Raw genomic sequence first — 6706 nt, forward strand, 5'->3', positions numbered from 1 at the left:
CCGGGCGGCCGGGCGGCTGCTCACGGATGAGCCCGGCCCGGCCGGACGGCCGCCCACCGGCGAGGGGAGCGCTCATGAGTGACGCCGACCGCTACCAGGTGTTCCGCAGCGCGCTCCCGGAGACCTGTCCCTCCGACCCGTCCCGCATGGTGTTCACGGCCGACGCACGCGGACGCTGCGAGGTCTTCACCTGGGACGCCTCCTTGTGCCGGGCGCGGCAGGTGACCTCCCGCTCCACCGGAACGTTTCACTGCTCCATCGACCACGACGCCGACGTCTGGTGGTTCGACGAGGACCGCGACGGCCACGGGGCGTGGCGCCACCAGCCCTTCCACCACGACGGGACCCGCGACGTCCCGGACCCGCCCGGTCTGCTGGACCTGCCGCCCGGCCTGCCACGCGGGCTCGCCTTCGCCGCCGGCGGCACCACGGCCGTCGCCCTCACCGACGGCCGGACCGGCACCGTCCACCTCGGACGCAAGGGAAACCCGGCGAGGCAGCTGCTCCGCGTCCCCGGCCCGCTCACCCTCCACGGCATCTCACCGGACGGCGGCCTCCTTGCCGTGACCGGCACGGGCGACGCCGTGACGCTGCTCGACACGGCCGGCACCGTCACCGCCGTACTGCCGGGCCGGACCGCCCGTCAGTGGTGCCGCGGCTTCCGCCCGGCCGGCGGCCCCGAACTGCTCCTCGTGCTGCAGACCGACGAGCACTACCTCCTGGCCACCTGGACCCCAGGGGCCGGTACCGTCGTCCACGACTGGTGCCCGTTCGACACGGAGATCACCGCCCGCTGGTACCCGGACGCCCGCGCCGTCCTCGTCCGGCAGGACCGCCACGGCCGCTCCCTGCTGCACCGCGTGGACCTGACGGCCCGTCGCCGCACCCGGTTGGGCACGCCGCCCGGCACGATCCTCGACGCGGCGCCCCGCCCCGGCGGCGGCCTGCACTACCTGTGGACCGACACCGCGCACCCGCCCGTCCTGCGCGCCACGGACAACACCCCTCTGCCACCCCTGACCGGCACCCCGCCCGAGGTGCCCGGCCGGCATCTGGACCTGTGGACGCCCACGCCCGACGGCCCGGTCCATACCCTCCTCGCCCTCCCCGAGGCGGCGGCCCCGCGGCGGCCCGCCCCCCTCGTCTTCCTCGTCCACGGCGGCCCCGCCGACCAGGACCGCGACGCCTACGACGCCACCGTCCACTCCCTGGTCGCTTCCGGCTACGCCGTGGCCCGCGTCAACTACCGCGGCTCGACCGGCTACGGCCCCCGCTGGCGGCGGGCGTTCACCGCCGGCGTCGGGCACACCCAGGTGCAGGACCTCGCCACCGTCCGCGCCGACCTGCTGCGCCGCGGGCTCGCGGCACCCGGCGCGACGGCCCTGTGGGGCGTGTCCTGGGGGGCGTACCTGGTGCTGCTGGCCCTCGGCACGCGCCCCGGCCTGTGGCAGACCGGCGTCGCCGTGAAGCCGCTCGCCGACTGGGCCACCGCGCACCGCTCCTCGACGTCCGCCCTGCGCGCCCTCGACGTGCGGCTGTTCGGCGGCACCCCGGACGAGGTGCCCGAGCGCTACGAGCGCAGCTCTCCGATCAGCTACGCGGCCCGCGTCACGGCGCCGCTGCTCGTGGTCGGCGCCACCCGGGACGCCAAGTGCCCGCCGGACCAGATCCGTTCCTACCTCGGTGCCCTCGACGCCGCCGGCGTCGCCCACGAGGCGATGTGGGTCGACACCGGCCACGACGGATACGACGGCGCCGCCCACGTCGCCGTGCTGCGGCGCGCGATGACGTTCCTGCGCCGCCATCTGACCGCGCTCCCGGGCCCGGTCACCCCCGACTCCCCCGGTCACCGGGGGAGCCCGGAGCCGCCGCGCACACGGCGGCCCGGGCCGGCACGAACCACTCACTGACGAAGGGAGAGCTCCGTGCAGAAGGACATCATCCACAACGATCCGCTCGCGGACGACGAGGAGAACCGCAAGCCCGGCATCGGCATCACGATCACCGTTCCGTTCCGGAACGCCGACGAGGGCGACGAGGAGTGATCACCGCCCGGCCGGTCCCGCCCCGGGGCCGGCCGGGTTCCCCGGGTGTTCCTCCCCGCCGCTTCCCGCCACCGACGTCCCCGCCTCCGACGCACAACCAAGGAGCAAGCCGTGCGCGTTCTGCTGGTCAACATGCCCTGGTCCCCGATCGACCTGCCCTCGCTGGCCCTCGGCATCCTCAAACGCAGCGTCGACGAGCGCGTGCCGGACACCACCTGCGAAGTGCTGCACGCGAACCTGGAGTTCACCGACTGGATCACCCACCGGACCGAGTTCACCGGCCAGGACTACGAGTACTACGCGCTGTCGTCCTACTTCCTCGGCTGCGGTGACTGGGTGTTCTCCTCCGCGCTGTACGGCGACCCGGAGTGGAGGGACGAGGAATTCACCCGCGTCATGACGCCCAAGCTGCGCACGTCGCGGATGCGGATGACCAGGGAACTGCACCGTGTCGTCCCGGAGTTCGTCGACGAGATCGCGCGGGCGATCGTCGCGGCGGAACCGGACGTGGTCGGGTTCACCTCGACCTTCCAGCAGAACACCGCCGCCCTCGCCGCCGCCCGGCACGTCAAGGAGCTGGCGCCGCACATCGTGACGGTCATGGGCGGGGCCAACTGCGATTCCGAGCAGGGCGCCGCGGTTCACCGCAACTTCCGCTTCGTCGACCACGTCGTGCGCGGCGAGGGCGAGAGCGCCTTCCCCGCGCTGCTGACCGCCCTGCGGGACGGCAGCGACGACCTGACCGGCATCCCGGGGCTGTGCCACCGGGCGCCCGACGGGTCGAGCGTCGCCAACCCGATGGCGACCAGCCCGCTGCCGCCGGCGGCGATCCTGCCGCCCGACTACAGCGGCTACTTCGATCGGCTGGCCGCGTCGGTGGCACGCAACTGGGTGGAGCCCAAGCTGGTCGTGGAAGGAGCCCGCGGCTGCTGGTGGGGGGAGAAGCACCACTGCACGTTCTGCGGCCTGAACGGCTCTTTCATGCAGTTCCGCAGCAAGAGCCCCGAGACCTTCTACGAAGAGATCATGGATCTCGCCGAGCGGCACCGGGTGCTGGACATGTACGTCGTCGACAACATCCTCGACATGAAGTACCTGTCGACCGTGCTGCCCCGCATCATCGACAGTGGCCACGACCTGCGCATGCACATCGAGATCAAGGCGAACATGCGGCGAGCCCAGCTGCAGGTCCTCGCCGACGCGGGCCTCATCTACGTGCAGCCCGGCATCGAGAGCCTCAACAGCCGTGTCCTGGACCTGATGGACAAGGGGGTGAGCGGCTGCCAGAACGTGCGCATGCTGAGGGACGCCGCCGAGACCGGGCTGTCCGTCTCCTGGAACTACCTGCACGGCTTCCCCGGCGAGACGGACGACGACTACGCCCCGGTCATCCGTCAGATCCCGGCCCTGGAGCACCTCGACCCGCCGGTCGACCTGTCGGCCCGCATCGCCATCGAGCGGTTCAGCCCCTACTTCAACGAGCCCCAGCTCGGTTTCACCGGCCTGCGTGCCGAGGAGCACTACCGCTTCACGTACGACCTGCCCGAGGAGGAGCTGTACGACCTGGCGTACGTCTTCGAGGCACCCGCGCGCGGCATCGGCGAGGACACCGCGGAGCGGCTGAACGCCGCGCTGGCGCTGTGGAAGAAGCGTCACGTCGACGCCCGGCTGACGCACACCGACCTGGGGGACCGGATCGTCCTGGTGAGCCGGCGCAGCGGCTTCGCATGGCGCACCCGGGAGCTGACGGACCCGTTCGAGATCGCCGCGTTCCGGCTGCTGGACCAGCCGCACACGGTCGCCGCCCTGCACCGCAAGGCGTCCGACAGGGCCTCCGAGCCCCGGACCGAGCAGGATGTCCGGGCACTCCTGGACGGCTGGGTCGCCGACGGGATCGTGTTCACGGACGCCGGGCAGTACGTGCACATCGCGCCGTCCGCGGTCAACCAGGACCTGCTGCGGCTGGACTTCATGCGCCACACCCACCGCGTGCGGGAGGACGGCGCCCCCGAGGACGGCACCCCGGAGCCCGGCGACCGGCCGAGGACCCGCGACGAGGAACCGGTCCTGTCCTGATCCCCTTCCCGAGCACTGGAGCGCACATCATGACGCAGACCGCTGAGAAGTTCTCCGTGACGGCGTGGCGCGATCACGACGAGGAGGCGTGCGCCCTGCCGGGCATGGCGCTCGGCACGATCGGCCTGCCCGAGGTGACCGGTGAGGCCTGCGACCGGCTGTGGCGCAGCGGCGTCCGCCGCGTGGCCCTCGAGGAGCCGGTCGACCTCACCGCCACCGGCGCCGCCGCCGAGCGCCGGGCCGTCGATCTGCTCTGCCTGGTCCGGGAGCTGACCGCCCGCGCCGTGCACGTCGACTGGGATCTGCGGCTGCCCGCCGGGGGCGGCGCGCACCAGTGGAAGCTGCTGTCCCACCTGCAGCCGCCGCGCGTCGTCGACAACGTCACGGACGCGGACGCCGCCCTGTACGCCTGGCGCACCAACCACTACCTGTGCAAGCTGGTGTGGCGGCGGGGTCCCGGCTTCATGCAGATCCGCGACCGGCGCTGGGGGGAACTGCGCCGCTTCACGGCCGACGAGCCGGAGTACCGGGCGGCCGTCGCTGCCCTGGACTTCGGTGTCGACCACCGCGAGGTGCCGTCGGCGGTGCTCGCCGAGTTCACCGAGGAACTGCTGGTGCTGCGAGTGGGTGACCTCGCCTGGTGGCTGCCGTACAGGGTGAACCGCTGGCTGCAGGAGGCGATGGCCATCTGAGCGGCCCGGCGCGTGCCGAGCGCCCCTGGCACGCGCTCCGACCGGCCCACGCGCCCTGGAACGCCGCCGTCCACCGGCCGGCCTCGCCGCCTCCCGGCCCTCGTCGGAGGCGGATGGAGGCAGTCCTCCGACACGGTGCACGCGTCGCGTCACTGGACCGGGCGCTCATCGTCACGATGACGCGGCGCTGACCCGCAAGGGCCGGCGGGGTCGCGGACGTGCACGGCTCGGAACGGGTGCGGTTCCGGTCCTCGCCCAGGAGTGTCTTCTCCGTAGGTGCGGCCCCGGACCGGCAGGCCGCCGCCGGGAAACGCGGCGAGGGCCGTGGTCGCGGTCCGGTCCGGAACGGCGGGCAACCCTGTGCAGGCGTCGACCTCGGTCCACCCCCTGCGACCGCACGGCACAGCAGCGGCCGGTCGGGGCCGTCGGCCCGCCAACACGCAGATTCCTGCCGGGAGATGGGCAGCAGAGCCCCCCTGCTATGGTGCGCCGATGTCATCGATCAAGCAGTTCCAAGTCACCTTCGACTGCGCAGAACCTGAGCGCGTCGCTCGCTTCTGGTGCGAGGTGCTGGGGTACGTCGTATCGCCGCCACCGAAGGGGTTCGCCACTTGGGACGACTTCGACCGCTCCCGGCCCCCTGAGGATCGGGGTTCATGGTTCGCCTGCAGTGATCCCTCAGGTGTGGGCCCGCGGCTGTTCTTCCAGCGCGTTCCCGAAGGCAAGGTCGTCAAGAACCGGCTGCATCTTGACGTGCGGGTCGGCACCGGGCTCATGGGTGAAGAGCGTCTGGCCGCGCTCGAAGCCGAGTGCGCACGACTGGTCGCGCTCGGTGCGGTGCGCGTGCGACTGCTGTACGACGGCAACGATTCGTGCATCGTGATGCAGGACATCGAGGGCAACGAGTTCTGTCTCGACTGAGCATCCTCCGAGCCGTCGAGGTGGGGGGCCGTCTCCCCTGGGCCTCTCCGAAGGCGGTCCCGTGCGGGTGCGTCGGCGTCCGAATGATGACGAGCCCGGGACCCGCGGGGATGCCGGCCCGGTCGCGACGCAACAGGGCCACGCCGAGGTGTCGAGAACGAGCTCGGCCCGCTTGCCGCCGGCGGTGTCCACCCGCGTGGAGGAGCCGAGGCGAGTCCCTTCACGCGTCCGGGTTGCGGTCCGGCGGACGGTGGCCCCCGCGCTCCTTGCGGAGAAAGACGCGGGGGCCCCGCCTCATCAGCGCGTCACGGGCGGGTCAGGTGCCTCGAACCGAGCCATGTCAGGGAGCTGTCGCTGTTGATCTTGGCAAGGGTGACGTAGACATCGGACGCGCCACCGGGGACGTTCACGTCCATGGTGAAGCTGAAGGTCTTGGTGCTGTAGTTGCATGCGGTGCGGGTCTCGGACCCCGAGGTGCTGGAAGGGTAGGTGCCGATGATGACCTGGACACAGCCGCTGACGTGCGATTCGACGCGCCCGGAGATACCGACCGAGCGGTTGTGGAATTCGGCGTTGCCGTAGGTGCTGCCCTGACCACCGGGCATGCTCCACCCCACGGGGGCGGCGCTGGCCGGGCCCGCGGTCCCCGCTACGAGTGCGACGGCTCCGGCTGCGAGACCCACGCTCTTGACGATCTTGCGCACTTTTTCCTCCGTTGACGTGTCGATCGGCCGTACGGGAGCACGGCCTTCCGAGAGAAGCGGGGACGACGAGGGCGGGCAACCGCCCGATCCGTCCCAGGAGCGACGGCCAGGGTGCCGATACAAGCCCCCGTTCCGGAAAGAGCCGCCGCCCCGTCCCGCCGCACCCTCTGAAACTCCGGGTCGCGAAGACGCCTTCAGCCTTCCGGTACACGGTGATCGGCGACAGCGGTGGGAGAGCCAGTTGTGCGGAACATAGGGCCAGCCGACC

The 6706-nt window shown here is 72.0% G+C and carries 5 protein-coding genes; 4 read left to right on the top strand and 1 reads right to left on the bottom strand.

Translation table 11 applies throughout. The features are described 5' to 3' along the window. Positions 1-74 precede the first annotated feature (74 nt). The 4 genes from RIM90_RS21530 (at position 75) to RIM90_RS21545 (ending at position 5734) form a co-directional block, all read left to right on the top strand. Complete coding sequence (locus tag RIM90_RS21530; protein WP_309062382.1) at positions 75-1910, top strand: prolyl oligopeptidase family serine peptidase; 1836 nt, start codon at positions 75-77, stop codon at positions 1908-1910. Between the two features lie 246 nt (positions 1911-2156). Next, positions 2157-4121, top strand: coding sequence for a RiPP maturation radical SAM C-methyltransferase (locus RIM90_RS21535; protein ID WP_309062383.1), 1965 nt, complete (start codon positions 2157-2159; stop codon positions 4119-4121). A 29-nt stretch (positions 4122-4150) separates the two neighbouring features. Next, positions 4151-4813 (top strand): DUF5825 family protein, encoded by a 663-nt coding sequence (locus tag RIM90_RS21540; RefSeq protein ID WP_309062384.1) that lies wholly within the window; start codon positions 4151-4153, stop codon positions 4811-4813. A 492-nt stretch (positions 4814-5305) separates the two neighbouring features. After that, complete coding sequence (locus RIM90_RS21545; protein ID WP_309062385.1) at positions 5306-5734, top strand: VOC family protein; 429 nt, start codon at positions 5306-5308, stop codon at positions 5732-5734. Between the two features lie 305 nt (positions 5735-6039). On the opposite strand, the gene RIM90_RS21550 is transcribed toward RIM90_RS21545, so the two are convergent. Next, the gene (locus RIM90_RS21550; protein WP_309062386.1) at positions 6040-6438 is read right to left on the bottom strand and encodes a hypothetical protein; all 399 of its coding nucleotides are present in this window, start codon (positions 6436-6438) and stop codon (positions 6040-6042) included. Positions 6439-6706 lie beyond the last annotated feature (268 nt).

The organism is Streptomyces sp. (genome assembly GCF_031181555.1).
Taxonomy (GTDB): Bacteria; Actinomycetota; Actinomycetes; order Streptomycetales; family Streptomycetaceae; genus Streptomyces; species Streptomyces fimbriatus.

Coding starts and splice junctions, on each gene's coding strand:
- RIM90_RS21530 (WP_309062382.1), top strand. CDS start 75: ATGAGTGACGCCGACCGCTACCAGGTGTTCCGCAGCGCGCTCCCGGAG.
- RIM90_RS21540 (WP_309062384.1), top strand. CDS start 4,151: ATGACGCAGACCGCTGAGAAGTTCTCCGTGACGGCGTGGCGCGATCAC.
- RIM90_RS21545 (WP_309062385.1), top strand. CDS start 5,306: ATGTCATCGATCAAGCAGTTCCAAGTCACCTTCGACTGCGCAGAACCT.